22 protein-coding genes are annotated in these 26,741 nt (G+C 63.9%); 12 read left to right on the forward strand and 10 right to left on the reverse strand.

Annotation, left to right across the window (positions count from 1 at the left end; genetic code table 11):
• Nucleotides 1–278: 278 nt before the first annotated feature.
• The gene (hflX, locus tag ACSFC7_RS13185; protein WP_436343245.1) at nt 279–1,607 is read left to right on the forward strand and encodes a GTPase HflX; all 1,329 of its coding nucleotides are present in this window, start codon (nt 279–281) and stop codon (nt 1,605–1,607) included.
• A 54-nt stretch (nt 1,608–1,661) separates the two neighbouring features.
• Here the strand turns inward: hflX and ACSFC7_RS13190 are convergent, their stop codons facing one another.
• The gene (locus tag ACSFC7_RS13190; RefSeq protein WP_436343246.1) at nt 1,662–4,019 is read right to left on the reverse strand and encodes an LUD domain-containing protein; all 2,358 of its coding nucleotides are present in this window, start codon (nt 4,017–4,019) and stop codon (nt 1,662–1,664) included.
• A gap of 5 nt (nt 4,020–4,024) precedes the next feature.
• The gene (locus ACSFC7_RS13195; RefSeq protein ID WP_436343247.1) at nt 4,025–4,528 is read right to left on the reverse strand and encodes an LUD domain-containing protein; all 504 of its coding nucleotides are present in this window, start codon (nt 4,526–4,528) and stop codon (nt 4,025–4,027) included.
• Between the two features lie 342 nt (nt 4,529–4,870).
• Here ACSFC7_RS13195 and ACSFC7_RS13200 point away from each other — a divergent pair, with 342 nt between their 5' ends.
• Nucleotides 4,871–5,374 (forward strand): hypothetical protein, encoded by a 504-nt coding sequence (locus ACSFC7_RS13200; protein ID WP_436343248.1) that lies wholly within the window; start codon nt 4,871–4,873, stop codon nt 5,372–5,374.
• Nucleotides 5,375–5,427: 53 nt separating this feature from the next.
• Here ACSFC7_RS13200 and ACSFC7_RS13205 read toward each other — a convergent pair whose 3' ends face one another.
• The 3 genes from ACSFC7_RS13205 to ACSFC7_RS13215 all read right to left on the reverse strand — a co-directional run bounded on the left by ACSFC7_RS13205 (nt 5,428) and on the right by ACSFC7_RS13215 (nt 8,665).
• Nucleotides 5,428–6,333, reverse strand: coding sequence for an NmrA/HSCARG family protein (locus ACSFC7_RS13205; protein ID WP_436343250.1), 906 nt, complete (start codon nt 6,331–6,333; stop codon nt 5,428–5,430).
• Nucleotides 6,334–6,637: 304 nt separating this feature from the next.
• Entirely contained in the window at nt 6,638–7,951 is a 1,314-nt protein-coding gene (locus tag ACSFC7_RS13210) for an MFS transporter (protein WP_436343251.1), read from the reverse strand.
• 162 nt (nt 7,952–8,113) lie between these two features.
• Complete coding sequence (locus ACSFC7_RS13215) at nt 8,114–8,665, reverse strand: GMP synthase subunit A (RefSeq protein WP_436343253.1); 552 nt, start codon at nt 8,663–8,665, stop codon at nt 8,114–8,116.
• Between the two features lie 242 nt (nt 8,666–8,907).
• On the opposite strand from ACSFC7_RS13215, the gene ACSFC7_RS13220 reads away from it, so the two are divergent.
• Entirely contained in the window at nt 8,908–9,081 is a 174-nt protein-coding gene (locus ACSFC7_RS13220; protein WP_436343254.1) for a DUF7556 family protein, read from the forward strand.
• 94 nt (nt 9,082–9,175) lie between these two features.
• The gene (locus ACSFC7_RS13225; protein ID WP_436343255.1) at nt 9,176–9,313 is read left to right on the forward strand and encodes a hypothetical protein; all 138 of its coding nucleotides are present in this window, start codon (nt 9,176–9,178) and stop codon (nt 9,311–9,313) included.
• A gap of 228 nt (nt 9,314–9,541) precedes the next feature.
• Here ACSFC7_RS13225 and pan1 read toward each other — a convergent pair whose 3' ends face one another.
• Nucleotides 9,542–10,759, reverse strand: coding sequence for a proteasome-activating nucleotidase Pan1 (gene pan1 / locus ACSFC7_RS13230; RefSeq protein ID WP_436343256.1), 1,218 nt, complete (start codon nt 10,757–10,759; stop codon nt 9,542–9,544).
• 124 nt (nt 10,760–10,883) lie between these two features.
• Here pan1 and ACSFC7_RS13235 point away from each other — a divergent pair, with 124 nt between their 5' ends.
• The 3 genes from ACSFC7_RS13235 (at nt 10,884) to rad50 (ending at nt 15,971) form a co-directional block, all read left to right on the forward strand.
• A complete protein-coding gene (locus ACSFC7_RS13235; protein WP_436343257.1) occupies nt 10,884–11,153 on the forward strand; it encodes a MarR family transcriptional regulator in 270 nt (89 codons plus the stop codon).
• 661 nt (nt 11,154–11,814) lie between these two features.
• Complete coding sequence (mre11, locus tag ACSFC7_RS13240) at nt 11,815–13,281, forward strand: DNA double-strand break repair protein Mre11 (protein WP_436343258.1); 1,467 nt, start codon at nt 11,815–11,817, stop codon at nt 13,279–13,281.
• On the forward strand, nt 13,278–15,971 hold the full coding sequence (rad50, locus tag ACSFC7_RS13245) for a DNA double-strand break repair ATPase Rad50 (protein ID WP_436343259.1): 2,694 nt from the start codon (nt 13,278–13,280) through the stop codon (nt 15,969–15,971). Before mre11 ends, rad50 begins: the two co-directional genes overlap by 4 nt.
• A gap of 90 nt (nt 15,972–16,061) precedes the next feature.
• On the opposite strand, the gene ACSFC7_RS13250 is transcribed toward rad50, so the two are convergent.
• From ACSFC7_RS13250 to ACSFC7_RS13260, 3 genes are all read right to left on the reverse strand, one after another.
• Nucleotides 16,062–16,556 carry a DUF7346 family protein gene (locus ACSFC7_RS13250; RefSeq protein ID WP_436343260.1) on the reverse strand — a complete coding sequence of 165 codons (495 nt, stop codon included), beginning with the start codon at nt 16,554–16,556 and terminating at the stop codon, nt 16,062–16,064.
• A gap of 68 nt (nt 16,557–16,624) precedes the next feature.
• Nucleotides 16,625–17,176, reverse strand: a complete 552-nt coding sequence (locus ACSFC7_RS13255) for a DUF7322 domain-containing protein (protein WP_436343261.1) — start codon at nt 17,174–17,176, stop codon at nt 16,625–16,627.
• An 85-nt stretch (nt 17,177–17,261) separates the two neighbouring features.
• Nucleotides 17,262–17,447, reverse strand: a complete 186-nt coding sequence (locus tag ACSFC7_RS13260; protein WP_436343262.1) for a DUF7331 family protein — start codon at nt 17,445–17,447, stop codon at nt 17,262–17,264.
• 139 nt (nt 17,448–17,586) lie between these two features.
• On the opposite strand from ACSFC7_RS13260, the gene ACSFC7_RS13265 reads away from it, so the two are divergent.
• The 5 genes from ACSFC7_RS13265 (at nt 17,587) to ACSFC7_RS13285 (ending at nt 25,591) form a co-directional block, all read left to right on the forward strand.
• On the forward strand, nt 17,587–20,316 hold the full coding sequence (locus ACSFC7_RS13265) for a DNA-directed DNA polymerase (protein ID WP_436343263.1): 2,730 nt from the start codon (nt 17,587–17,589) through the stop codon (nt 20,314–20,316).
• 238 nt (nt 20,317–20,554) lie between these two features.
• Entirely contained in the window at nt 20,555–21,463 is a 909-nt protein-coding gene (locus tag ACSFC7_RS13270) for an ABC transporter ATP-binding protein (RefSeq protein ID WP_436343264.1), read from the forward strand.
• A gap of 61 nt (nt 21,464–21,524) precedes the next feature.
• Entirely contained in the window at nt 21,525–22,955 is a 1,431-nt protein-coding gene (sufB, locus tag ACSFC7_RS13275) for a Fe-S cluster assembly protein SufB (protein ID WP_436343265.1), read from the forward strand.
• A gap of 1 nt (nt 22,956) precedes the next feature.
• Complete coding sequence (gene sufD / locus ACSFC7_RS13280; RefSeq protein WP_436343266.1) at nt 22,957–24,177, forward strand: Fe-S cluster assembly protein SufD; 1,221 nt, start codon at nt 22,957–22,959, stop codon at nt 24,175–24,177.
• Between the two features lie 325 nt (nt 24,178–24,502).
• A complete protein-coding gene (locus ACSFC7_RS13285) occupies nt 24,503–25,591 on the forward strand; it encodes a hypothetical protein (RefSeq protein ID WP_436343268.1) in 1,089 nt (362 codons plus the stop codon).
• A 451-nt stretch (nt 25,592–26,042) separates the two neighbouring features.
• Here the strand turns inward: ACSFC7_RS13285 and ACSFC7_RS13290 are convergent, their stop codons facing one another.
• Nucleotides 26,043–26,672 carry a hypothetical protein gene (locus ACSFC7_RS13290; RefSeq protein ID WP_436343269.1) on the reverse strand — a complete coding sequence of 210 codons (630 nt, stop codon included), beginning with the start codon at nt 26,670–26,672 and terminating at the stop codon, nt 26,043–26,045.
• Nucleotides 26,673–26,741: the final 69 nt, after the last annotated feature.

Below are 26,741 nucleotides of genomic sequence, written 5' to 3' on the forward strand. Positions count from 1 at the left end.
CGAGAGCGACGACGACGGACCGTCTCGAACCCGCGCTCGGTGCTGCCGACCGCAACGAATTTATCGTTCGACCGTAACGTTCGACGTAGGCCGATGGAGACCCTTTCCTCTCGCTGAGCCGGGATTCGCGCAACCGTTACGCCGATCGTGCGGTTCGATCAGTCGTTCGACACGCGACCGCCCGGGCCGTACTCGCCCCGATAGCTCCTGCTGGCGGTCGCTCGAGGCAGGAGCGGGGTCCGTACCGATACCGAACACATGCTTCCAACAACACTACGATGTCACGAACTTACAGCACAGGTCGACGCACAGTCATCGCGAGTCGATCGACGACCACCCCCGTCGAGACCGACGAAATACGGGCGCTCACCCGCGCGGCCGGCGACGAGGCCGTCGCCGAACTAACCCAGACCGGTCCGGAAGATGCCGGGACCTACTTCGGGCGCGGCAAGGTCGACGAACTCGCCGAAACCGTCGCCAGCCACGACGCACAGCGCGTCGTCGTCGACGGGGAACTCACGCCGAACCAGCACCACACGCTCGAGTCGCTCCTGCCCGACGGGACGGCAGTCCGCGACAGATACCGTCTCGTTCTCGAACTCTTCGAGGCCCAGGCCGGGACGCGACGCGCGCAACTGCAAGTCGAGTTAGCACAACTCCGGTACGATCTGCCGCGGATAATCGAGTCCGCGGACGAGGGCGCGCTCAACAAACGGACCGAGAAGGGATCGCCCGTCTACGACGTTCGCGATCGAATCGACCGTCTCGAGGGAAAACTCGAGGCCCTTCCGAATCCGGCCGAACAGTTCCGCGAGCGCCGCCGCGAGGAGGGGTTCGATCTCGTCACGATCACGGGCTACACGAACGCCGGGAAATCGACGCTGTTGCACCGACTCGCCGACGACCTCTCGCTCGAGCAGTCGCGGACCGACGACGATTCGAACCCTGACGGTTCGAGCAAGAACGCCACCGCAGCGATCGAGAATCGGCTGTTCAAGACGCTCGAGACGACGACTCGGCGGGCGACGATCGACGGCCGGCCGGTGCTCGCGACCGACACGGTCGGCTTCGTCGACGACCTACCCCACGACCTCGTCGAGTCGTTCAGTTCGACGCTCTCGGAGGCCGCCACAGCGGACGTCGTCGTCCTCGTCGCCGACGCGAGCGATCCGCCCGCGCGATTTCGCCGACGGCTCGAGGTCTCGCACGAGGTGCTCGCCGCGCAGGACGTCGCGGACGAGCGGATCGTTCCCGCGTTGAACAAGGCCGATCGTCTCCCGGCGGGCGAGCAGACGCGCCGACTCGAGATGGCGGCGGATCGTCTGCCGGCTTCGACAGCAGAGCCGATTCCGGTGAGCGTACTCGAGGGGACGAACCTCGAGACGCTGCTGACGGCGATCCGGGAGCGGCTCCCGACGGAATCCGCGACGATACGGATGCCCAACTGCGACGAGGCGATGGCGATCGTCTCTGCGGCCTACGATCGGACGACCGTGGAGACGGTCGACTACGACGGGGACGAGGTGCGACTCGAGTGTCGCGGTCGGCCGTCGGTGCTCGAGCGGTTCCGAAGTCGAACCGAGGCGCTCGAAGCGGCGCGATCGTAGCGACGGGGACTCACCGCGCGGAGTGGACGCGAGCGCTGACACGAGACACCGCTTTCAGCGGCCGTCGTCTCGGGCGTCCGGCGCCAGGATCTCGATCGGATGCGGGACGGCCCGTTCGAGCAGCGTCTCGAGCTGGTCGCCACAGGACGTCCCCGAGGCGACGACCGTCTCCGCCCGTTCGAACTCCCGCGCCAGACGGTCGCCGACGTCCACGCTCACCTCGTAGTACTCCCGCTTGTAGCCGAAGGAGCCCGCCATCCCGCAGCACTCGACGGTCGAGGTCTGGGGCGCGTAGCCGCAGCGCTCGAGTAACGCGGTCGTCGGCGCCTCGAGCCCGAGCGTGCGCTGCTGACAGTGGGAGTGGTAGGCGATCGGCTCGCCGCGGTCGGTAGCGCCGCCAGCACTGCCAGCGTCACCGTCGGCGGTCGAGAGCGCGTCCGCGTCGGCCCCGTTCTCGAGGAGTCCGTAGACGTACTCGCAGATCTCGTAGCTGTTGTCGCGAAGTCGCTCGAACGACCGCTCGGGCAGGAACCGCTCGTACTCCCGGTGGAACGCCGCCAGATCGGAGGGTTCGACGACGACGAGGTCGCGGCCGGCGTCGAGGTCCTCGGCCACGGCCCCGTAGAGTCGACTGGCCTGTCGGTCCGCCGTCGCGACCATCCCCTGTGACAGCGGTGCGCGACCGCTCTCGGGAAGGTCGGGAACGCTGACCGGGATGCCGAGGGTCTCGAGCGTCCTGACGGCGGCCTTTCCGCGGTCGGTGTCGACGTAGTTCGTGTAGACGTCGGGGTAGAGGACGACCTCGCGGTCGATATCGGCGCCGTCGGTTCGAGCCGCGGCCCGTTCCGCTCGCCGCATCGAGGCGGCTTCGTCGCCTCGCTTTTCGAACCAGTCGACGAGGGACTCCCGCTGGAAGGTCGGCAGGTCGCGACGGCGGTCGATCCCGAGGGTCCGCTCGAGCAGCGCGCGGATAGGGCTCGTCTCCGCGAGCCAGTTCGAGACGGGAGCCGTCGCGGAGCCGAGTTTGGCGGCCGTCCCGACGTTGCCGAAGAATCGCTTCCCGAGGTCGAGCCCACCCTCCTCGGCGTCCGGGGTCAGCCCGTCGACGAGGAAGTCGTACGTCTCGGGGTCGTCGCTGCGGTTGACCCGGTCTCTGACGACGGTGTTGATCCACGGGATGTCGATCTTCACCGGACAGGCGTCGACGCAGCGCGTACAGCCGGTACAGAGGTCGTTGAACTCGGCCGCCGACTCCTGGCCGTGGACGCCCGCCTCCCAGCCGGTCGCGATGCCGCCGGAGTAGGTCTCGCCGCCGAAGCCGTGGCCGCCGACGGCCTGGAAGTTCGCACACGAGTTCGAGCAGGCCCCACACCGAATGCAGTACAGCGTCTCCCGGAGCTGGTCGTCCTCGCGCATGTCCAGCCGGCCGTTGTCGAGCAGGACGAGGTGGAACTCGCGGTCGCTCTCGGGCGTGTGGGTCGAGTCGGCCGACGCATCGTCAGCTTCGGCGCTCGCGAGCGGCGCGTCCGGCTCGTCGAAGTCCAGCGTGGGCGACTCGGTCGGCGGCGTCAGCATCGTCACGTACTGGGAGATCGGCTGGCCGGTCGCGCTCTTGGCGATGATGTCGACGAACGGCTCGAGGTCGCGAGCCGTCGGAATCAGCTTCTCCACGCCCGCGACCGCGACGTGCGTATCCGGCGTGACGGCGCACTTCCGGGCGTTGCCCTCGTTCGTGATGAGGGTCATCGTCCCGCTCTCGGCGACGACGAAGTTCGCACCCGTGATCCCCACGTCGGCCTCGCGGATGCGTTCGCCGAGGTGATCCCGGGCGAACCGGGTGAGTTCCTCGGCCGTCTCGAACGGTTCGTCGGGGTCGAACCGCTCGTTGAACAGGTCGGCGATCTCCTGGCGACTCAGGTGCATCGCCGGGCCGACGATGTGGGAGGGCGTGTCGTCGGCCACCTGCAGGACCCACTCGCCGAGGTCCGTCTCGTAGACGTCGACGTCCTCGCGCTCGAGGGCGTCGTTGAGGTCGATCTCCTCGGTGGTCATCGACTTGGATTTGACGACCGAGGGATCGTCGTTCTCGGGTGCCTCGTCCTCGACCACGTCGGCGATGTACGCGTTCGCGTCAGCGGCGTCGTCGGCGACGTAGACCGTCCCGCCGTTTTCCTCGACCGCCACGCGGACCGTCTCGATCAACTCGGGAAGCCGATCGATGGCGTCCTCCTTGATCCCCCGCGCCTGCGTTCGAAGCGCCTCGAGATCGTCGGTCTCCTCGTAGATCTGCGTTCGACGGAAGTTCGAGACGCTCGCCTGTGCGTGGACGGCCTCGCCCTCGGTCTCGAGGAGGTGCCGGAGTCGCGCGGCCGTCTCGTTCCGCGTCTCGGGCGGCTGGGTTCGCTCTGCCATCGTGATCACCGATCCTCCAGGACGATCACGCGGACCTCGCCGGGACCGTGAACGCCGTGGACGAGGTCGCCCATATCCGCCGTCGCGCTTCGCCCGGTCGCGAAGACGACGCTGTTCCGCTCGGCGAACTGCGTCTCGAGCCGGTCGAATCCGGCCTCGAGATCCGGCAGTACGTCGCTCGCCGCGACGACGGCGACGTGCCGGTCCGGGTAGACGCTGATCGGTTCGTCGCCCTCGGCGCGGGACTCGATCGCGACGCTCCCGTACTCGGCGATCGCGAACGTGGCCGGGGTAACGCCCGTCCGCGCGGTCGCGACGTCGCCGTTGGTCGGGCGCGTCGTCACCGTCTCCGGTTGTGAGACGCCGTCGAACGGGAGCGGCGTTCCGACCGCGGGTGGTTCTACCACCGATGCGATCCGCTCGCTCGCGTCGGCCGCCGACACGCGCTCGAGGCCGACCTCGAGGTCCTCGAGTGCGCGTTCGAACCGGCCGACTGTGTCGGTTGTCATCGTGTATCGAATTTGGGGCGACGGTCAATAGCGTGACGGTCGTTTCCGACGGGTGAAGTGGTTCGCACAGCGTCGTTACTGAAATCGAAGCGGCCAGAAAAAACCGCGGTCGTTAGTTCGACGAGTACTGCATTGCCTCGACCCAGCGGGAACCGACGCCAGGCCCTCCTCGTCCGCCCACCCGTTCTGGCGGAGGGAGGACTCGAGGTCCGCGAGCTCGAATCTGAGGTGCTCCTCGAGCGCGTCGATATCGGCCCTGTAGCCGGCCCCGTTGACCCACTGTTCTTCGTAATTCGTGAGTAGTCCGAAAAGCTATTTATTACGGTACATGGTGGGTGAGATATGAAGCGAAGCGCGTTCCTCGCTTCCGTGGGTACCGCCGGTTCGATCGCCCTCGCCGGGTGCCTCGGGAGCGTCCCATTCACCGAGGAAGGCGCCCCGAGCGAGTGTCCCGACCCGGATCTAGAGAATCCACTGGAGTACGACGCGTTCGATTTCGAAGGCGGAATTCTAGAGACGGACGAAGCGGAGGTGGTGAACATCCTCGCGAGTCGTCAGGACGTGGAGCAGTTCCCGGAGGAGACGAATATTCCGGAGGCAATGGAGTCGGTGGACTTCGAAACGCAGTACGGTGTGGTTGCAGAGCGCTCACTGCACGGAAATTGGGGTTCTCATCACGTTATCGGAGTCGATCAGCAAACCGAACGGACGATCGAACTGCACGTCTGCACTCCCGAACGCCCGGAATCTCCGCCGAACGATGTGATAACGACGATGTCCATCGGCCTTATCGTCGAACTCGATGGAGAAGCGCTGACAGACGGACGGCTACAACACCACTACTGAAGTCCGCTATCAGCGGAGAGTATCCTCGGTCTGGTATACCTGACCGCAACTGACTACTGCATCGCTTTGACCCAGCCGGGAACCGAGGCCATCCCCTCCTTGTCCTCCCAGCCGTTCTGGCGGAGATAGGTCTCGAAGTCCGTGAACTCGAAGCCGAAGCGCTCCTCGAGGGCAGGAATATCGGCGCTGTAGCCGACCTCGTTGAACCACTCGCACATGACGGTGAACTCCTCGCCGAAGGAGTCGTAGGCGTCCTCGATGGGGACGTGAACCGGGTCGACGTCCCGGCCGGTGACCTCGCTCAGCACGTCGGCCGCCTCGTCGAGGGTCAACTCGTCGCCCGCGAGTTCGACGCGCTCGCCGACGAACTCGTCGGGGTTCTCGAACGCGACTGCGGCGGCGCGACCGACATCGTCTACGTCGATCATCTGGAGGGAGACGCCCTCCTCGAGCGGCAGCGCGATCTGACCGTCCTCGACGACGTCCTCGGCGAAGGCCTCGAAGTTCTGGAAGAAGAACACGGGCTGGAGGACGGTGAGCGGGAGGTCGAGGCGCTGTGCGTGCTGGTCGATCTCGTCGGCCGAATCGAAGTGCGGGACGCCGGTATCCTTCTCGTGGCTGCCGACGCCGCTGAGGACGAACTGGTCGACCCCCTCCTCGGCGGCGACTTCGGCGATGTTCTCGCCCTGCTGGACCTGCTGTTCGTACCCCTCGGTCCAGAAGTTGGTAACTGCGAAGACGGCGTCGACCTCGGCGACGTGGGGTGCGAGGGAGTCCGTCTCGTTCAGATCGCCTTCGACCATCGTCACGCCCTGCTCGGACAGTTCCTGTGCGCGGTCGCCCGACGCGTCGCGCGTGAGTCCGTAGACGTCGAAGTCGGTATCAGATTCGAGCAGGTGTTCGACGACGCTGCCGCCCTGATTGCCGGTCGCACCGGTGACGAGGACACTTGTGGTCATCTCGAGTCACCTCCGACGTGAGTTTCCGGGTGGTCGTAGCCGATACGAACGCGCTCGACGACGCCGCTCGTAACTGGTTTCATCACGTTACCTGATTCGCTTTCGAACCTATATATGCGTGTGGCGACACGAACGATACCAACTTACACCGGGGTTACCGACACGTCCGCGAGAATGGATGAAACCGGCGCTCGAGACCGAGGGGAACTCCGAATAGTACGGACTGGGACGGATCGGTTTCTCGAGAGTCGAGACGAGTTCGGACCGAGTCGGCGAGAGTCCGGTTCCGAATCGGTCGCCGCTGTCAGGCGTAGGCGTCGAACTCCCGGCCGAACAGTGCGAAGTAGCCCACGCCGATCATTCCGATGGCCGAGGCGACCACGAAGGACAGTTCGGGGCTGGCGAACTCCCAGAGAACCCCGCCGAGCGCGCCGCTCGGAACGACGATCAGGTTTCGCAGGAAGTAGTACGAGCCCGTAACCCGGCCGCCGGCGTCGCGTTCCGCGGGGCCGACGACGAGGGCCTTGTGGGCCGGAAGGCCGGCGAACCGAAGCCCGGAGAACGCGAACAGCAGGGCGAGCACTGCCGCGTTCTCGGGGGCGAAGATCAGGAGGACGGGGAAGACGGCGTAGACGAAAAAGCCCAGCCCGACGACCGCCTTGAGCCCGGTGTACTCGGCGATCTTCGCGGTGGGAGCCATCGTGACCAGCGCGACCAGCATCTCGATGGCCAGGAGGACGCCGAAGAAGGCCGCCGGAGAGAGGGAGATCCCTCCGACCGCCGGAAGCAAGATCGAGAGTCCGATATCCATAATCTGAGTGATGACGAGGATGAAGAAGACGTAGACCATCCCGTTGGCGAAGCGAACGAACGTGTCGGCGACCAGCAGCGGCCGAAGGGGAGCCGGCATCCCGCGCAGGTCCGAGAGGATCTGGCCGAAGCCCTCGAACTCCTTGCCGATGGTGTCTTCGGCCTCGTAGAGGAAGTGCTGGCCGACCGTCCCGATCGCGCCGAAGGCGAGCGCGATCGCGAGCACGAACAGGAAACCCGGCATGAGGCTGTCGGCGACGAGCACCGCGACGATCAGCGGCGCGAGCAGGAACGCCGACCGCCGGAACGTCTCCGTGCTGGCGAACCCGCGCGCCAGTCGGTCGGGCGGCACGCTCTGCTTGACGATCGCGTAGGTCGCGCCGACGCCGAAGGACTTCCAGCCCTGCGCGAAGAGGAGGCCGACGAACACCCAGATCCAGGGCTCGAGCACGATCACGCCGAGATCGATCGCGGGGACGAACGCGCCGGCCAGCCAGATGCCGAAGCCGATCGTCGAGCAGAGGCCGAAAATCGTGAGCGAGAGTCGAGAGCCGAAGCGGTCGGAGACCACCCCGCCGTAGTAGGGGAAGACGGCACCGATCACGTTGCCGAGCGTGGCGTAGAGTCCGACGACGAAGCCCGTCGCCCCGAGGAAGACGAGGTAGTCCGGCAGAAACCGGTTGGTCATCTGGAAGCCCAGGCTGAACGCGAACATCGCGAGCGAGAGGACCAGCACGTCGCGCTCGAGCGAGAAGAACTGCCGGTAGACGTCCGTCGGACTCGTTGTCTCCGCCTGCTCTTCGGCCATGGTCGAAGATGGAAATGAGCCGGGTAAGAGACTCGTGAACCAGAAAATTCTGTGGGTTATTTCGTGCAGTCACGAATCCGCGTGTGCGACCCTACGTGTTGTACTCGAACCGGGACGACGACCGTCACGATTCGGGTGGCGACTGCTACGACTCGAGTGACGCTACCGTTCGCAGATCTCGAGGAAGTTCTCGAAGATCTCGTCGCCCTCCTCGGTGTGGGCGACCTCGGGGTGCCACTGGACGCCGTAGAGGTCGCGGTCGGTGTCGCTCATCGCTTCGACGCCGCAGACGTCGCTCTGGGCCGTGAGTTCGAAGCCCGCGGGGAGTTCCTTGACCTCGTCGGCGTGGCTCGCCCAGACGCGGGTCTCGGGGTGCAGCGAGCCGGTCAGCGGATCGTCGTCGTCGACGATCTCGACGGTGACGTCGGCGTAGCCGCCGTACTCGCCGCTGCCGACGCGACCGCCGAGTTCCTCGGCGATCAGTTGCATGCCGAGACAGATCCCGAGGACGGGCACGTCGGCCTCGAGGTAGTCGGCGGAGTTACCGATGCGGTCCATGTCCGGGCCCCCGGAGAGGACGACGCCGTCCGCGTCGAGATCTTCCGGCGGCGTTTCGTTGTCGATCAGCTCCGTGTCGACGCCGAGGTCGCGAAGCGCCCGGCGCTCGAGGTGGGTGAACTGTCCGTGATTGTCCACCACGACGATTGTCGTCATTGACTGGCCCTAGCCAGTCACCCGGTAAAAACGGTCCGGAACGCGTCCTCGAGTCACTTCGATTCGACTGGGAGCCGATCCGGTCGTCGTAACGGGGTTCGCCCCACCCGCATTTCCTATTGGGCAATTATTCTCCCTTTTAGATTTATTTGGCCGGTATTTTGCTCTATATATCGAACTCTTCAACCACTGATTGGAGACGTACCAAAACGTTCATGGATACCAACGACATATCGACACCTATGACACTCGAGGCAGAAGCGGTCGGGAGTCAGCTGGGAGACGACGCCGACGTCGTCGCCGCAGTCGACGAGATCGACGGGCAGTCACACCTCGTCATCGCCGACATCGCGCGGGACGAGACGTGGCTCTCGATGCCCGAGCGAGACGCCGCCTCGCTCGACGCGTGGCGGTAACCGCCGTCAGTGGTCAGTGTCACCGTCGCGCTCGAGTCGCCGACCGATCCCAATTTTCGGTACGTTTATACTCGTCTCACCGGACGGTAGCAGTATGGCAGTCGATCTCAGCGAGTTCGAGCATCCGTCGTGGATCACCGCGGCCGGAACCGGTATCGGCTATCTACTGATCCTCGCCGTGCTGACCGTCGCGTTGTTTATCGTACCGTGGCTGATCTTCACGGCCCTGTAACGGGTCCGTGCCGGCCTCGACGGCGGTTCCCGTCGAACGCGCTCGTCTCGCGTGTCTCGTGGCGACCGTCCAGTAGCGTCGACACCTCGAGTCGGTACTGACATCGGTCTCTCTCGTCGTGGTCTCGTTCTCGAGTTCGGCTGTGACTCTCGCGTCCCGAACTCACCCTCGGGACGCGAACGCCGACGCTATCTGATTCCGTCGAACCGAGAGGAGAAAACGGGCCGCTCAGGCGAAGGTCTTCGAGACTTCTTCGTTGGTATCGGAGTCGGCCTGGACCTTGTCCCAGGCGTTGCGGAAGTCTTCCATCCGAATTTCGGTGCGGTCGTCGCGGATGGCGAACATCCCGGCTTCCGTACAAATCGCCTTGACGTCGGCCCCGGAGGCCTCGTCGGCCTCCTCGGCCAGTTCCGCGAAGTCGACGTCGTCGGAGACGTTCATGCCGCGGGTGTGGATCTGGAAGATGATCTCGCGACCCTCTTCGTTGGGCTTGGGCACCTCGATGAGGCGGTCGAACCGGCCGGGGCGGAGGATGGCGCGGTCGAGCATGTCGAAGCGGTTGGTCGCGGCGATGATGCGGATCTCTCCGCGGTCCTCGAAGCCGTCCATCTCCGAGAGGAGTTGCATCATCGTCCGCTGGACCTCGGCGTCGCCGGAGGTCTTGGACTCCGTTCGCTTGGCGGCGATTGCGTCGATCTCGTCGATGAAGATGACGGCGGGTTCGTGCTCGCGAGCGACCTTGAACAGGTCGCGGACGAGTTTGGCACCCTCACCGATGAACTTGTGGACCAGTTCCGAGCCGGCCATCTTGATGAAGGTAGCGTCGGTCTGGTTGGCGACCGCTTTGGCGAGCATCGTCTTGCCGGTCCCCGGCGGGCCGTAGAGCAGGACGCCGCTCGGCGGGTCGATCCCGACGTCTTTGAACGCGTCGGGCTTTTCGAGGGGCATCTCGACGGTCTCGCGAACTTCCTGCATCTGTTCTTCGAGTCCACCGATATCCTCGTAGCTGACTTCGGGGCTCTCGGTGACTTCCATCACGCGAGCGCGCACGTCGGTCTCGTTGGAGAGCGTCTTGACGATCGAGAGAGAGTTGTTGACCGCCACGCGGGCATCGGGGTCGATGTCCTCGCGCATCTCGTCGGTGACCTCGGTGAGGGCCTCCTGGTTGTTCCCGTGCTGTTTGATGATGACGCCCTCGTCCGTGATCTCCTGGACGGTGGCGACGAACAGCGGGGACTGCTTGAGTTTCTTGTTCTCGTGGGTCAGTCGCTCGAGTTTCTGCTGGTACTTGTTGTTCTCGGCGTTGGCATCGAGGAGCTTGTCCCGCATCTCCTCGTTTTGCGCCTCGAGGATCTCAAGCCGGTCCTCGAGTGCCTGGATCTTCTCCTGTTGGGACGCCTCGTCCTCGTCGTATGGGAGGTCGACGTCGTCCACGGTGTCGCTCATCACCCGTCCTTTGGGTGTTGGTTCATAAGAGACTTCGGGTCGGTACACCCATGTCAGACGTATAACTCCTAGGCATTTTTCGAAACAGAAAATATTATCACGCTGTATTGGCTACGGTGTAGTGATGAGTGCTTCAGAGTCGCTGCGACACGAGACCGACCAGCGGGGAACGTGGGACGACGTCAGGGACCTCCCACCGAGCGCCAAACTCGTCGCGAAGGTACTCGAGTACAACGAGACGATGACCCAACAGCAGATCGCCGACGAGACGCTGCTCCCCTCGCGAACGGTACGCTACGCGCTGAACCGCCTCGATGAGGAGCACGTGATCGACTCGCGCTTCTCGTTCTCGGACGCGCGAAAGCGGCTGTACAGTCTCGATATCGAGGCGTAACGAGCGAACTCGAATCGGCGTCAGTATCGTCCTAACGGCGTTCAAAACGTCTTTCCTGCTTCTTTCGGTTGCGTTCGCCTCGATCGAGAACGCTCGTTGACACCCCCTCGAGTGCCGGATCGGAGTAGCGTGTGCGGTGGCGCGCGTTGAGTCGCGGCGAGTAGTAACGAGACGCGACTCGACACCGTGCGGGGTCGTTGGGAGTGTAACGAGCGACTGCTCGGAAGTCGCGAAGCGTCTTCCGGTGGATGAGCGAGCGACTTTCGGGAGTGAGTGAATCGGCTGGAGAGGGACGTGGAAACTCTAGTGCCCAGGTAAGCGAGACGCTAGTCTACGATATCGCACGGAATCAGGCAGCGTATCCCTAACCCATAACAGGATGCTGACTGACCTGCTCACGCTGGCGGCTAGGGTTGCCACGTCCTCCCCAGCCGATTCGTTCAGTCGCTGCGCTCCTTCACTCATCCCTCGCACGGGGTTCTCGACCGCCCTCACTATCGTTCGGTCGGCCGACAGCGCGCGCCACTGCATGGAGGTCCCAATCGAGTGTTGCAGGACACCTCACTCTCTGGTACGAAGATTCCACCGTCGCACACATTCACGCTTTACTTTCACTTCGGTCGCGGAACCCCTTTAGGGCGGGCCTGCCAACGAGGCGACAATGACGCGGGTTATCCACACGGGCGACACCCACATCGGGTACCAGCAGTACAACGCGCCCGAGCGACGACAGGACTTTCTCGAGGCCTTTCGCTCCGTCGTCGACGATGCAATTGCCGACGACGTCGACGCCGTGATCCACGCCGGCGACCTCTTTCACGACCGGCGACCGGGACTGATCGACCTCCAGGGAACCGTCGAAATCCTTCGCGTGCTCGCCGACGCCGATATCCCCTTTCTCGCCGTCGTCGGCAACCACGAGTCGAAACGCGACGCGCAGTGGCTGGACCTCTTCGCCGATCTCGGCCTCGCGACGCGACTCGGTGCCGAACCCGAAGTCGTCGACGACGTGGCCATCTACGGGCTCGATTTCGTCCCCCGCTCACGACGCGACGACCTCGAGTACGAGTTCGAACCGGTCCCCGACGAGGCCGAGCACGCGACCCTCGTGAGCCACGGGCTGTTCGAACCCTTCGCGCACGCCGACTGGGACACCGAACGATTACTCGAGGAATCGACGGTCGACTTCGATGCCGTCCTCCTCGGCGACAACCACAAGCCGGACACGGCAGAGGTGCTCGACACCTGGGTCACCTACTGCGGTTCGACGGAACGCGCGAGCGCCAGCGAACGCGAGGATCGGGGCTACAATCTCGTCGATTTCGAGGACGCCGACACCGTTGGGATCAGCCGCCGCGGCCTCACCGACACCCGCGAGTTCGTCTTCGTCGACGTCGAACTCGAGGCCGGCGAGGGCGTCGACCGGATCCAGGAACGCGTTCGGGAGTACGACCTCGATGACGCGGTGGTCGTCATCACGGTCGAGGGCGACGGAAAACCGATCACGCCGGCGACGGTCGAGGGGGCCGCCATCGACCGCGGCGCGCTCGTCGCTCGCGTGAACGACCGCCGGGAACTGCCGGACGAGGACGAGGAGGTATCGGTGAGTTTCGCCGATCCGGACGCCGCGGTCCGCGAGCGCGTCCGGGAACTCGGGCTGAGCGACGCCGCCCGAAACATCGACGAGACCGTCCGGAACGACGAACTGGTCGACGCGAACGTCCGCGAGACCGTTGAACGGCGCGTTCGCGACCTGCTCGAGGACGACACGTCCGCGTTCGACCCCGCACCCGAGCGCAGCCCCGACGACGAGGACGTGACGACGGTCGCGGACCACCTTTCCGGAGCGGCCGAAGGAGCCGAGGCAGTCGAAGCGGCCGAAGCGGTCGAGGAGGGCGGCTCAGCCGACGAGGTCGAAGCCGCCGTGGAAACGAACGATGACCGAGGCGTCGCAACTGCGGACGGTGCCGAAGACGGACCGACAGCAGCGGACGGCGACGATGCCGCAGCGGCAGACGGCGGCGCGGACGAACCACCAGTGAACGACGAAGAGACTCCGACGACGGACGAGGCCGAGAGCGACGAATCAGCGGACGCCGACACCGCCTCGCTGGGTGATTTCGCGTGAAAGTCGACCGCGTTCGCCTGCTGAACTTCAAGTGCTACGGCGAGGCCGACCTCGGTCTCGAGCACGGCGTCACCGTCGTCCACGGCGTCAACGGCAGCGGGAAGTCAACGCTGCTCGAGGCCGTTTTCTTCGCCCTCTACGGCTCGAAGGCGCTGGACGATCGGACCCTCGACGACGTGATCACGACCGGCGAGGAGGCGGCGGAGGTCGAACTCCGCTTCACCCACGACGGCCGCGAGTACCGCGTCGAGCGTCACCTCAAACTCAGAGGCGACCGAGCGACGACCACGAAGTGCGTCCTCGAGACGCCCACCGAGACGATCGAGGGCGCGAGAGACGTCCGCCGAGAGATCACCGAACTCCTGCGGATGGACGCCGAGGCGTTCGTCAACTGCGCCTACGTCCGGCAGGGGGAGGTCAACAAACTCATCCACGCCTCGCCGAGCGACCGCCAGGACATGATCGACGACCTCCTCCAGTTGGGGGCGCTCGAGGACTATCGCGAACGGGCCAGCGACGCCCGCCTCGGCGTCAAGACGGTGCTCGACGGGCAGCGGGAGGTCCTCGAGAACGTCCGTCAGCAGGTCGAACAGAAGGAAGACAAGGACCTCCACGAGCGACTCAACGGCCTCGAGTCCAACCGGGCAGACGTCACCGAAGAGATCGATCGCTTCACGGACCAGCGCGAGCAGGCCAGACAGACGCTCGAGACCGCCGAGGACGTCCTCGAGCGCCACGAGGAGACCCGCGAGGAGATCGAGCGGCTCGACGAGGAGATCGACGACCTCCGGTCGAAGATCGAGGAGACCGAACGCGAGCGCGAGGACGCGAAAGCGAAGGTACGCGATCTCGAGGAGCGACGCGAGGAACTCGCGGCCGAGCGCGACGACCTACTGGCGGCGGTCGACCTCGACGCCGGATCGAACGGTGGCGACCGAGAGGGCGCGGTTGACGAACGCATCGCGGCTCTCGAAGCTCGCGACGAGGAACTCCGGGACGACCTCGAGGACGTCCGCGTCTCGATCACGGAGACCAACGGCGAGATCGAACGCCTTCGCGAGGAGGCCGAGGACCTCGAATCGCAGGCCACGGAGGCCAGCGAAGAGGCCGACGAACTCGAAGCGACGCTCGAAACCGACGAGGAGGCCATCGAGGACCGCGAGGCGGACCTGGAGGACCTCGAGGAACGGATCGAGACGGCGCGCGAACAGTTCGATAGCGCACCGATCGAGTTCGGCGAGGCGACCACTCACCTCGAGTCCCTCGAGACCGACCGCGAGGAACTGACCGACGAGATCGGCGACGTCACGGCGGACATCCGAACCGTCGAGAACGCGATTGAGGAGGGCGAGCGACTGCTCGAGGAAGGGAAGTGTCCCGAGTGTGGCCAGCCCGTCGAGGACTCGCCGCACGTCGACGTGCTCGACGAAAAGCGGGAGGAACTCGCCGATCTCGAGGACCGACTCGAGACGCTCGAGGGCGACCGCGACGATCTCGACGAGCGGATCGAGCGCGCGGAGGACCTTCGCGAGGCCGAACGGCAGGTCGACCGGCTCGAGGAGAACCGCGACAACATCGAGACGCTGGTCGCGGAAAAGCGCGAGACCCTCGCGGACCGACGCGAGCAGCGCGACCGACTGCGCGAGGACGCCGAGGAGTACGAGACCGACGCCGAGGAGAACCGCGCGAAAGCCGAGGATCTCGAGGGAGAGGTCGACGACGTTCGATCCGAACTCGGATCGATCAACACCGAACGCGGCGAGATCAAGGACGATCTCGAGTCACTGCGCCGCGTCGCCGAGATCGACGCCGAGCGCGCCGATCTCGCGACCGACGTCGAGAACCTCCGGGAGCGTCGCCGGGACTGGCAGACGATGAACGACGAGCGCCGCGAGACGCTGTCGAGCAAACGCGAGCGCAAGCGCGACCTCGAGTCCGAGTTCGACGAGGAGCGCGTCGAGACCGCCCGCGAGGACAAGCAAAACGCCGAGAACTACCTCGAGAAGGTCGACGCGAAACTCGATGATCTCGAGGCAAAGCGGACGAACCTCCAGAATGCCATCGGGGCCGTCGAACGGGAACTCGAGGAACTCGAGGAGCGACGCGAGGAGCTGGAACAACTCGAGGAACGCTGTGAACGTCTCGAGTCGCTGTACGACGAGGCCGAAACGCTGCAGGCGACCTACGCCGACCTGCGGTCGGAACTGCGCCAGCGAAACGTCGAGACCCTCGAACGGCTGCTCAACGAGACGTTCGATCTTGTCTACCAGAACGACTCCTACGCGGCGATCGATCTGGACGGCGAGTACCGGCTAACCGTCTATCAGAAGGACGGCGAAGCGCTCGAGCCCGAACAGCTCTCGGGCGGCGAACGCGCGCTCTTCAATCTCAGCCTGCGCTGTGCGATCTACCGACTGCTCGCCGAGGGCGTCGAGGGCGCCGCGCCGATGCCGCCGCTCATTCTCGACGAGCCGACCGTCTTCCTGGATTCGGGCCACGTCACGCAACTCGTCTCGCTGGTCGAATCCATGCGCGATCTGGGCGTCGAACAGATCGTCGTCGTCAGCCACGACGAGGAACTCGTCGGGGCGGCCGACTCGCTGGTCAGCGTCGAGAAGGATGCGACGTCGAACCGCTCGCGCCTCGAGCGCGGCGCGCCGCCGGAAATCGAACTGCTCGCCTCCGACTGAGGCGGCCGCTGATCGGATTGGCTGCCGCGAATCCGACCGCGAGGGGGAGCGTTCGGACTGGTGCGAGGAGCGGGTGGTTATCGGACGGTGCTAGGACTGGCTTTCGTTCGGTTCACTCGGCGAGGCGTCCGACGTCTCGGCTGTGGCCGTCGGCTCATCGTCGTCGACGCGAATCGTCTCGAGTGCGCGCACACAGGGCTCCGTGATCCGATACCCACGCTCGCCGGCGACCTCGGTCTCCTCGAGCAGACCGGCCGCCGTCAGTACCGTGAGTCGCCCGTGGAGGTCGCTCTCACAGAAGTCGTAGGCGTCGAGGACGGTGCGGACGCCGAGCGGGCCGCGCTCCTCGAGTTCGACGAGTAATCCGAGCGTCGCCTCGTCGTGGACGCTCGTCAGAAGCGTTTTGACCGGGTCGCTCACGCTTCGTGCGGCCGTCTCGAGCGCGGACTCGCTGTCGAGATCCTCGAGACGGTCGTTCTGGACGTAACACTCGTTGCCGTTCTGTGGATCGCGGACGAGGCTCGCGTGTTCGGACCGTTTGAGAAGCAGATATCGTTTGCCGGTGTCGTCTTGGACGGTTTTCATGATCGGTCGTGATCGGCCGATGACTGTTGTTGGGTGACTCTTCCTGAAGTAGTTTCGCCTGCGATCAACTATTTCCGCTCGGTGTCACTGCCCGTCGTCTCGTCGGCCTGTTCGCCGTCCGTAGCCGTTGGCTGGCTGCTGGATCGGTCACTCGCCGTCGTCTCGTCCGTCCGTTCGTCGTCTGGTGACGAAGAATTCGCTGAGTCGGACCCCTGACCGTCGGTATCCGGATCGGACTCGACTTCGCGCTGAAAGGATCGGTATCGTGCGATGGCGAACCCGGTGAGGACGAGTCCGGCCGCGAGCAGGTAGCTGGCGTACGCGGTCGCCCCCTCGAAAATCAGGAACAGGAGGCCGAGCGCGTACGCCAACACGGCGACGTTGATCACGAGCACCAGCGCCCAGAAGTTCTTGAGTGTCTCTCCGTCGACGTCGGCGGTCGACACCTCGGGCGTCTCGACCGCGTCCTCCTCGAACTCCGCTTTCAGATCGGAGCGCAGGTCCGACCCCGCGTTCTCGGTCGACACCTGTGGAATCGTCAAGGAGTCGCTATCCGGGTCTCTGAACTCCTCCTCGGGGTCGTACTCGTCGGGTTCGTGTTCGCTCCGGTCGAGTCCCACACTCGAACGGAGGGCGAGTAACTCAAAAAACGTTCGCGTTCGGGGCGGTTCGCGGTCGGCGGCGTGCAGTACGTCGATAGATCGGTTAGGCGAGTTCCGTGAGCGTGAGCGTCTGGGAGGTTTCCACCCACGCGAGCGGATTCTCGGCGTCGTAGAAGACGACACCGTCGTCCGTCTCGTAGGACTCGACCGTCGCGGTGCCCTCGGGTTCACTACTCGGCTCGCTTCGATCCGTCGTGTCGTCGTTCACTTCGGTGGACACTTCGATCACCTACTTCTATGGTATGTGTTACCACGCTATATGTCTTGTTGCCCCTGCAAAACTCCGGGCGACACGCTCGGGTGCAGCGAGCGGGGTCGACCAGCCGAAGTGTGGGGGTTTTTATTCGACCGCTGCCAACCCCGATACCATGACTGAGGCGGGCCAAACTGGACTCGAGGCATTTTCCGACGAGTCCGCCGAGCGACCGGAGGAGGAAGCGAAAGCCATCGCCGGCAACGGCGGCTCGAGCGCTGCCGACGTGATCGACGTCGTCGAGGAGACGCTTCCCGAAGCCGCGGGCGAACTCGAACTCGCCGTGATGCAGGTGGACTACACCATCGCCGGCTACGGCGATGAGGAACGACCGATCATGCACGTCTTCGGCCGGACGGCGGCGGGCGAACTCGAGCACGTCCAGGTCGTCGGCTTCCGACCGTACTTTTACGCGCCGACGGACTCCCTCGAGCGACCGCCCGAGGAGCAGTACGACCGGCTGACCGACAGCCGCGAGGTCGGGGACAACGGCGAGCCCTACGAGAGTATCCGCGGCGAGAAACTGACGAAAATCTTCGGCCAGACCCCGCGCGACGTCGGACAGGTGCGGGACGACTTCCAGCACTTCGAGGCCGACATCCTCTTCCCGAACCGGTTTCTGATCGACAAGGACATCCGCAGCGGGATCCGCGTGCCGGAGCGACGCGCCGACGACGACTCGCTGGTCGTCCCGCACAACGAGGTCGAAGCGGTCGACGTCGACGCCGATCCGCGCGTCAACACCTTCGACATCGAGGTCAACGACCGTGCGGGCTTCCCCGAGGACGGCGAGGAGCCGATCGTCTGTCTCACCAGTCACGACTCCTACCGCGACGAGTACATCATGTGGCTCTACGAGGCCCCGGTCGGCGACGGGCCGATCCCCACCGAGATCGACGAGTACGAACCGATCGAGGGCGAGATCGACCACGAGGTGCGGGCCTTCGAAGAGGAGGAGGCGATGCTCGAGGCGTTCGTCGACTACGTCCGCGAAACCGACCCCGACGTCCTCACGGGCTGGAACTTCGAGGACTTCGACGCGCCGTACTTCTTAGACCGCCTCGAGGAACTCGCGGGCCCCCACCACGACTACGACCTCTCGATCGATCGGCTCTCGCGGGTCGACGAGGTCTGGCGCAGCAACTGGGGTGGCCCGGATATCAAGGGCCGCGTCGTCTTCGACCTGCTCTACGGCTACCAGCGGATGGTGTTCTCCGAACTCGACTCCTACCGACTCGACGCCGTCGGCGAGGCGGAGTTAGGCGTCGGCAAGGAGCGCTACACCGGCGACATCGGCGACCTCTGGGAGGTCGACCCCACGAAACTGCTCGAGTACAACCTCCGGGACGTCGAACTCTGCGTCGAACTCGACCGCCAGCAGGAGATCATCCCGTTCTGGGACGAGGTGCGCTCGTTCGTCGGCTGTAAACTCGAGGACGCGCCGACGCCCGGAGACGCGGTGGACATGTACGTCCTCCACGAGGCCCACGGCCGCTTCTCGCTGCCCTCGAAGGGCCAGCAGGAGGCCGGCGAGGAGTACGAGGGCGGGGCCGTCTTCGATCCGATCACGGGCGTCAAGGAGAACGTCACCGTGCTCGACCTGAAGTCGCTGTACCCGATGTGCATGACGACGGTCAACGCATCGCCGGAGACGAAGGTCGATCCCGACGAGTACGACGGGGAGACCTACGTCGCACCCACCAAACCCGAACCGATTCACTTCCGCAAGGAGCCCGACGGCGTCATGCGCGAGATGATCACGGAACTGCTCGCCGAGCGTGAGGAGAAGAAGGAACTGCGCAACGAGCACGAACCCGGATCGCTGGAATACGAGCAGTACGACCGCCAGCAAGGGGCAGTAAAGGTCATCATGAACTCGTTATACGGAGTGTCAGGGTGGGAACAGTTCCGACTATATGACAAGGAAGCTGCATCCGCAATCACGGCTACTGGCCGTGAAGTGATCGAATTTACGGAAGTTGCCGCAAAAGAACTTAATTATCAAGTTACGTATGGAGACACTGACAGCGTTATGCTCGAACTCGGCCCCGACGTTCCGAAGGCGGAGGCTATCGAGCAATCCTTCGAGATCGAGGAACACATCAACGCCCGATATGACGATTTCGCGCGCGAGGATCTAAACGCCGAAGAACACCGGTTCCAGATCGAGTTCGAGAAACTCTACCGACGGTTCTTCCAAGCAGGGAAGAAAAAACGCTACGCTGGGCACATCATCTGGAAGGAGGGCAAGGACGTCGACACCATCGACATCGTCGGCTTCGAGTACCAGCGCTCGGATATCGCACCAATAACGAAGGAAGTTCAGCACAAGGTTATCGAGATGATCGTCAGGGACGGCGACGTCGAGGGCGCGAAGGAGTATGTCAACGGCGTCATCGAGGACGTTCAGTCGGGCGAGATCTCCCTCGAGCAGATCGCCATCCCGGGCGGCATCGGCAAGCGCCTGGACAACTACGACACCGACACGGCCCAGGTCCGCGGAGCGAAGTACGCGAACCTCCTGTTGGGAACCAACTTCCAGCGCGGGAGCAAGCCCAAGCGGCTCTACCTCGACCGGGTCGACCCCGCCTTCTTCCGCCGCATGGAGAGCGAGGAAGGGTTCAATCCCCAGACGGACCCCCTCTACGGCGCGTTCAAACGCGATCCCGACGTGATCTGCTTCGAGTACGACGACCAGATCCCCGACGAGTTCGAGGTCGACTACGACAAGATGCTCGAGAAGACGTTGCAGGGGCCGATCGAGCGGATCCTCGAGGCGCTGGGCGTCTCGTGGAACGAAGTAAAAAGCGGTCAGGAGCAGAAAGGCCTAGACAGCTTTATGTAGCGTCTACTGCCCTGAAAGCAATCACAATTCGTTCTCTTCCATAGACGGATCTACTAGTCCTCCACGAAATATGTTCCAAAGCCGTCCAACGACGTTCCGAAATACGCTCGAAAAAACCGTCAGCGAACCCGGCCATTGTTTCTGTTTCGGAAACTTTGTTTGGTGATGTGAGACCGTATCCAATTGGATACGAAACCGTTATCAGTCAGACGACCCACCGTTCAAGTGACAGAGTACTATGGCACGTCTCGAACTACGCAATCTGCACGCGGAAGTGGCTGAGGGCGACGAGAAGATTCTCGAGGGCGTCGACCTCGAGGTCGAGTCGGGCGAAATCCACGCCCTGATGGGGCCGAACGGCTCCGGGAAGTCGACGACTGCGAAGGTCATCGCGGGTCACCCCGAGTACAAGGTCACCGAGGGAGAGGTTCTGCTCCACCTCGAGGAGGGCGAGTTCGGCGACGAGATCGAAATCGACGAGGACCAGCGCACCTGGGACCTGCTCGATCTCGAGCCCAACGAGCGCGCGGCACTCGGGGTCTTCCTGGCCTTCCAGTATCCCGCCGAGATCGACGGCGTCACGATGACGAACTTCCTCCGAACGGCGCTCAACGCCAAGATCGAAGAGCGCGAAGAGCTCTTCGAGGACGAGGAAGCCGAGGAGGAAGAAGCGGAGGACGAAGGCTTCGAGACCTCGCCGATGGAAGGCCCCGCGGACGAGGGCGAGATCGGCGTCGCCGAGTTCCAGCAGATCCTCCAGGAGAAGATGGAGCAGTTAGACATGGACGAGAAGTTCGCCCAGCGCTACCTCAACGCCGGCTTCTCCGGCGGTGAGAAGAAACAGAACGAGGTCCTTCAGGCGGCCATCCTCGAGCCCTCGATCGCCGTCCTCGACGAGATCGACTCCGGGCTCGACATCGACCGCCTGCAGGACGTTTCGAACGGCATCAACGCGCTGCGCGACGAGCAGGGCACCGGCGTCCTCCAGATCACCCACTACCAGCGAATCCTCGACTACGTCGAGCCCGATCACGTCCACGTGATGCTCGACGGAAAGATCGCCAAGAGCGGCGGTGCCGAACTCGCCGAGCAGCTCGAAGACAAGGGGTACGACTGGGTCCGCGACGAGGTCTACGGCACGGCGTAACCGAATTCGGCTAGAACAACGGTAATAACCCTACGGCCGTAACCACATACACAATCACATCATGAGTTCCGATCAAGATCACCTAAAAGAGACAGACACTGAGGCCCGGTTCGAGTTCAAGAAAGAGGAGAACTCCGCAGTCAGATCCGGCAAAGGCCTGACCGAGGAGGTCATCCGCATGATCTCCGAGGACAAGGACGAGCCCGACTGGATGCTCGAGCGACGTCTGCGCGCGCTCAAGCAGTACCAGAACATGCCGATGCCGACGGACTGGCCCGGCATGCCGGATCTCTCCGAACTCGACATCGAAGAGATCGTTCCGTACATCCGCCCGGACGTCGACAAGCGCGAAGGCGTCGACGACTGGACGGAGCTGCCGGACGAGATCAAGGACACGTTCGACAAGCTGGGCATTCCGGAAGCCGAGAAGAACGCCCTCTCCGGCGTCGGCGCCCAGTACGAGTCCGAGGTCGTCTACCAGAACATGCAGGAGCAGTGGGAGGAGAAGGGCGTCATCTTCTGCAACATGGACAAGGCTGTCAAGGAGCACCCCGAGCTCGTCAAAGAGCACTTCATGACGACCTGCGTCCCGCCGAGCGACAACAAGTTCGCGGCGCTCCACGGCGCCGTCTGGTCCGGCGGCTCGTTCGTCTACGTCCCGGAGGACGTCACCGTCGAGATGCCGGTCCAGGCGTACTTCCGGATGAACTCGGAAGGGATGGGCCAGTTCGAGCACACGCTCATCATCGCCGAGGAGGGCTCCGAGGTGCACTACATCGAGGGCTGTTCCGCACCGAAGTACGGCACCCACAACCTGCACTCGGGCGGCGTTGAGGTCTTCGTCGGCGAGGACGCTCACGTCCAGTACTCGACCGTCCAGAACTGGTCGAAGAACACGTTCAACCTGAACACCAAGCGCGCAATCTGTGAGGCGAACGGCACGATGGAGTGGATCTCCGGCAGCATGGGCTCGAAAGCGACCATGCTCTACCCGTGTACGATCCTCAAGGGTCGCGGCTCGACGGACACCCACATCACCATCGCCTTCGCGGGCGAGGGCCAGAACATCGACACCGGCGCGAAGGTCTACCACAACGCGCCCGACACGAGTTCGACCATCGAGTCCAAGTCGATCTCCAAGGACGGCGGCCGCACCAACTACCGCGGCCTCGTCCACATCGCCGACGGCGCGGAGAACTCCTCCACTGCCGTCGAGTGTGACGCGCTGATGTTCGACAACGAGTCGACGTCGGACACCATGCCGTACATGGAGATCGAGGAGTCGAAGGTCGACGTCGCCCACGAGGCGACCGTCGGCAAGATCGGCGACGAGGACATCTTCTACCTCCAGTCGCGCGGACTGGACGACGACGACGCCAAGAAGATGATCGTCGCCGGCTTCATCGAGCCGATCACGGAGGAACTGCCGATCGAGTACGCGGTCGAACTCAACCGCCTCATCGAACTCGAGATGGAGGGGAGCCTCGGATAATATGAGCGCAGGAACACAGGTACACGCCAATCTGACCGACGAACAGGTACGCGAAATCAGCGGGGATCTCGACGAGCCCGACTGGCTCCTCGAGACCCGTCTCGAGGCGCTCGAAGCGCTCGAGGACCTCGACATGCCGGACGTCATCCGGACGCCGGGTCGGGACTGGACGAACCTCCACGAACTCGACTTCGAGTCCCTCGTGGACCCGCTGAACGCGGCCGAGGACAAGGACCAGATCGGACCGGACGAGGTCGACGTCCTGTCGTGGGCCGACGCGGTGCAGGAACACGACGACCTCCTGCAGGAGCACTTCGGCTCCATCGTCGATCCCCAGGAGAACTACCTGACGGCGCTCTCGACGGCGCTGTTTAGCACCGGAACGGTCGTCTACGTCCCCGAGGGCGTCGACGCCGAAGACGTCACCATCCGGACCGAGCAGAACTCCCGCTCGCTGTTCAACTACACGCTCGTCGTCACCGAGGAGTCGTCCTCGGTCACGATCCTCGAGCGTCAGTCCACCGGCGAGAAACAGGACGAACAGTACTACAGCGGTATCGTCGAAATCGCCGCCGGCGAGAACAGCTACGTCCAGTATGGCAGCCTCCAGAACCTTTCGGAGGACGCCTACAACTTCACCCTCAAGCGCGGTGTCGCCGACACCTACGCGACGATCGACTGGATCGAGGGCAACATCGGCACCCAGCTGACCAAGACCGAGGTCTCGACGCTGCTCAGCGGCGATAGCTCCGAAACGCAAATCGTCGGGGCCTTCTACGGCCACAACGATCAGCACTTCGACCTCGACGTGAAGGTCTGGCACCGCGCCGAGCACACGACGGCCGACCTCGTCACTCGCGGCGTCACCGACGACGTCGCCCGCTCGGTCTACGAGGGCGTCCAGGACGTCGGGCAGGATGCCTGGGACACCAGCTCCTACCAGCGCGAGAACACGCTGATGCTCAGCGACGACAGCGAGGCCGACGCCTCCCCGAAGCTGATCATCAACAATCACGACACCGAGGCCAGCCACTCCGCGACGGTCGGCCAGATCGACGCGGAGGACCTGTTCTACATGACCTCCCGCGGTGTCGACCCCCGCGCCGCACGCAACATGCTCGTGGAAGGGTTCTTCGTGCCCGTCCTCGAGGAAGTCGACGTCGACGAACTGCGCGACGATCTGGTGGAACTGATCGGCACGCGGCTTCGCGAGCGAGAGTAGCGAGGTTCTCTAACGAGAACCTCGAACGAACGGGACGCGTTTGCGTCCCGTGAGTAGCGAGACTCGGAACGCAGTGGGAGTCTCGTTTTGCGAACGGAGCGACACGCTCCGTGAATAAGCGAGCGAGTGAACGGCTCGGAGGATCGAAGATCCTCCGACGACTGCGTCAGCGCGACTAACGAGGGTCGCTTTCGGTTCTCTGTTTTCTTTCTCCCGACCGACAGCCGTCGCTCGAGTCCGTCTCGATTTCCGGTCGAATCGCCTCGAGTCCGACGCGACTGCGTCTGACGATCCTTTTTGTAGCCGAGCGTAAAACCACCACCCGATGCAGGCCCTCTCCGTCGAACTCGAGGACGAAATCGTCGCCGCGCTCGAGGCCGAACGGGAACTGTTCGGCTTCGAGAGTCGACAGGCGTACGTCCGGTGGATCATCGAACACCGCGGCTCGATCGAGGCCGACGGCTACGACCTCGACGGGGCCCAGGATCGGCTGTTGGCCGATCACAGTCGACGACTGGCGCGGCTCGAGGAGCGAGTCGCGACGATCACAGCGCAGCTCGAGCGCGATGGGGACGGCTCCGGAGCAGCCGACGCTTCGACGACGGCGGCCGAGGCGACGCGAACGAACGAGATCCCAGGCGAGACTTCAACGGGATCGGGTCACGAAGGCGACGACACCGACGCTCGAGACGATTCGCGTGACCGCCAGCCCCGTCGCGACACACCGGACCGCGAGTCCCCGATCGAGGTTCACGGGTCACCGCGAACGGTTCGACAGGGCCCCGACTCGACGGTTCGATCGGACGATAGCGCGGACTCGAGTCCCTCTCGTGCGCGTGAGGAAGCGCGATCGACGGAAAGGGACGAGAGTGATCCGGGTCCGGGTTCGAACGCAGAGTCAGCGGTACCGTTCGAGTCGGCCGCCGAAGAATCCGGCGGGCTGGCACCCGAGCGAATCGCACGGATTCGGGAGGATCCGGTCCACGAGGACGCCGGGGTGCTCGGTAACGTCGAAGCGGAACGGCTCGACGAACTCTCCCGGCGAGCGGTCGCGACCACGCGAAAGCGGCTGAATCGCGACGTCCAGACCGGTCTCGAGTACACCTCCTCGACCCGACTGGCTGGCGGCGGCGTTCGTCCCGGCGACGATATCACCGATCTCGACGCGCTCTCGATTCCGGGGCGCTCGACGGCGGTCCTCGAGAAGCGTCGCCACGCCGTCGGTCGTGCGCTCGCGTACCTGCGAGACGAGGATCGGGCACGGCGCTCGGATTTCGTCGACGCGCTCTACGCGGAGTGTCCTGCCGGCTACGAGACGGCCGATAGCTGGTGGGAGTGTATCAAGGAGGGGCTCAAACAGGTCGACGCGGTCGACGGCGGCGAGGGAACGCGCGTGTGGCAATATCGGGAGTGAGCGAATCGGATGGGGTGTCGATACCGACGATACGATCGGTGTCTCCCACTCGAGGAGGCGGCTACGGCTCGGACGACGTGGACGGCCAGCCGTGAAACACGATGGAGAAGACCGCGAACGCAACGCCGCACACTACACCGTGTTTGAGAGCGTACCCGACCGGAACGTCCGTGCTGAGGGTCGCATAGAGCAACAGTGCACACACTGGAGACGCCACGTACAGGACGAACGTGACGATCGGATGGGACTCGAGCTACCGGTTACATCTCGTATGCGCGTTCCGTGCGGCATCGAGGCGGCCCGTACTTCACGCGGAAAAGAGAGCAAGGTACCCTCACACGGTGGTACGGGTTCGGTAGTCGATACTGTCCGCGAAACTCACAATACGTGCAGAGGATGGATTCAGCAGAGAAAGCAGGCCAAGTGCTTCGGGGTCAAGCCTCGAGCGCAGTCACTTCGTTGTCGCAGAGTGAAGAGAACGGGCGCTCCATCCAGCAATGAGTAATGGAGCAGCCAATAGCAGAATCAGTGGTATTAGGGCGAGAACGACTGGGATAGAGAACGCTGCGATTAGAATTAACCAGCCCCCGTTTATAAGAACCAGAACTGGTATGGCTACGAGCATAGCGACTGGGATTACACAGAGGCCGCCGATTGCGTAAAATCGTTGACGGCGTGTGGATGCAAATCCGAGTGGAAACCCCCATGCGGCCACATAACAGGCAAAAGATGAGAATGACGCGAGTGCCTCGACACGAACGACTCCACTCTGGATAACCTCCCAATATAGTAGCACCCCGCTGCTCGCCACTAAGGCAACGACTCCAGCCAGTACTGATTCTGAAAACGAAAATGAGCGATTCAGCTGCTCGTTACTCAGGAGGACGAGCCCGAAGACGATGTGAATAGTGCCGATTCCAATCGACCCAGATACAACCTCCGACGGATAGAGTCCAAGTGCCCCAGTCAACTCTGTTGCCAGTGGTTGGAGGCTGATCCATCCCAAGCCGATCATACTCAGTGAGACCCCAATCAAGCGGTCGTCGGCTTCTCGTAATTTGGTGAGGCGCACAGTATTCATGCCACGAATAATATCAGTGGACGATAAATATTTTCTGCAGTATCGGTAGATCGGTCCGCGGTCAGTTCG

Source organism: Natronorubrum halobium, assembly GCF_051351675.1.
GTDB lineage: Archaea > Halobacteriota > Halobacteria > Halobacteriales > Natrialbaceae > Natronorubrum.